Here is a 1,826-nt window from a genome sequence, read left to right on the forward strand (position 1 = left end):
CGCGCGCCTCGGGCAGCCGGACCCGGGGCGAGCGGGCCAGGTCGAGCAGGGCGTCGGCGCGGCCACCTACCGTCCGGCCCGGGCGGTGGCGGTGCCGGCGGACGGCAGCGCGCACCGGGCCACCGTCGCCGTGCTGGAGCTGCCGGCCCGGCTGGACCACGTGACCGTTCCGGTACGCGCCGCCGAGGCGCACCTGCGGGCGACGGTACGCAACACGTCGGACCACACGCTGCTCCCCGGGCCGGCGGCGGTGTTCCACGGGGCGGACTTCGTGGCGGCCACCCGGCTGCCGACGTGGGCGCCCGGCGAGGAGACGGAGCTGGCGCTGGGGGTGGACGACCGGCTCCGGGTGGAGCGGAAGCTGCACCGGCGGTCGGAGACCAGGGCCACGCTCGGGTCGACGCGGCGCCGGGAGGTGGACTACCGGATCACCGTCGCCAACCACACGCCGCGGCCGGCGACGGTGGAGGTACGCGACCAGCTGCCGGTGTCCCGCGACGAGGCGGTGGTGGTCCGGGAGACGACGGTGACGCCACCGCCGGCCGAGCGGACCGAGCTGGGGGAGCTGATCTGGCGGTTGTCTCTCGCCCCGGGTGGGAGCGGCGAGATCGCCCTGGGCTTCCGGGTGGAGCTGGCCAAGGGCGTCGAGCTGACCGGCTGGCGGGAGTAGGTGTGCGGCGGGGGCCCTCCCGGCGCGGAATGCGTCGGGCAGGGCCCCGCCCCGCACGCCTCAGAGGCGGCGGCGGCCGTAGGCCCCCGCGGCGATGGCGACACCGATCGCGGCGAAGACGACCTGGAGCGCCAGCTCGATCCAGTCGATGCCGGCCGTGTCGTCGACGTTGAACGCGCCGGCGACGAACGTGCCCAGGATCGCGGCGACCACACCGATGAGCAGCGTGAGCCAGATCGGGATGTTCTGCTTGCCCGGCACCACCAGTCGGCCGAGCGCGCCGATGACGAGGCCGATGACGATCGCGGTGAAGAAACCCGTGACTTCCACGAGAGCCGTCCTTTTCCCTCGGATGTGTTGGCGTCCCGATGGTTGCCCCGATCAACCATCCACCCAAACGCGAGAATCGTTTCTTCATGGAACTGTCATGCGCGGCAGGCGCCGGTCAGCCCCAGATCATCTGCACGAGGACCAGCGCGCCGACCACGTCCGGGCCGCGCACCACCTGCCGCACCAGGTCGACCGGAATCATCCCGAACGGGGTGTCGGCCGCGGCGCCGCCGTACGTCATGGGTGGTCGGGTGGCCGCCCGGTAGGCCGCCGCCACGGTGCCGAGCACGAGCACCCCGTCGACGACGCCGACGCCGGACCGCACCGCCGGCAGCGACGCCGCGTACCAGACCAGCACGGCGACGGCCGGGACCACGAGATGGGCCAGGGTCACCAGGGTGTCGCCGCCGCCCAGCGCACGCCGCAGCCCGGCGGACCGGTTGACGGCACGCAGCCCGCCGGTCAACCGGCCGGCTGCCAGGAATCCGAGGACCACCTGCGCCGGGCCGGCCGACCCCGGCAGCGCCGCCGCGACCGCGTACGTCGTCAGCAGCAGCGCCGCCCACACCACGAGCGCGCTGGGGTGGCGTACCGGACGCCACAGCTCGGCCTGCACGAGCACGCCGAACCGACCGAGGGGACGGAAACGGCGGCTCGCCACCCGGCCGATCGACCGCCAGCGACGGCTCTCCACCAGGTCGGTGAGGATCGAGGGGTCGAGCATCACCGTGGCCCCCGCCGCCGCGCCCGCCGCCTGCGCGCCCGTGGCGAGCGAGGCGCGGTCCACGAACGGCAGCGCCCGGTACGCCCGGACCACCGCCGCCAC

Annotated in this window: 3 protein-coding genes; 1 reads left to right on the top strand and 2 read right to left on the bottom strand. The window is 75.0% G+C overall.

The annotated features are described in order from the left end of the window. A partial coding sequence (locus HUW36_RS32080; RefSeq protein ID WP_174531487.1) for a DUF4139 domain-containing protein occupies positions 1 to 670 on the top strand: 670 nt, incomplete at its 5' end. A gap of 60 nt (positions 671 to 730) precedes the next feature. Here the strand turns inward: HUW36_RS32080 and HUW36_RS32085 are convergent. After that, a complete protein-coding gene (locus tag HUW36_RS32085; protein WP_174531488.1) occupies positions 731 to 1,000 on the bottom strand; it encodes a GlsB/YeaQ/YmgE family stress response membrane protein in 270 nt (89 codons plus the stop codon). A 115-nt stretch (positions 1,001 to 1,115) separates the two neighbouring features. Continuing rightward, on the bottom strand, positions 1,116 to 1,826 hold a 711-nt coding region (locus HUW36_RS32090), incomplete at its 5' end, for a DUF6297 family protein (protein ID WP_217428916.1).

This window comes from Micromonospora maritima (assembly GCF_902825405.1).
Lineage (GTDB): Bacteria > Actinomycetota > Actinomycetes > Mycobacteriales > Micromonosporaceae > Micromonospora > Micromonospora maritima.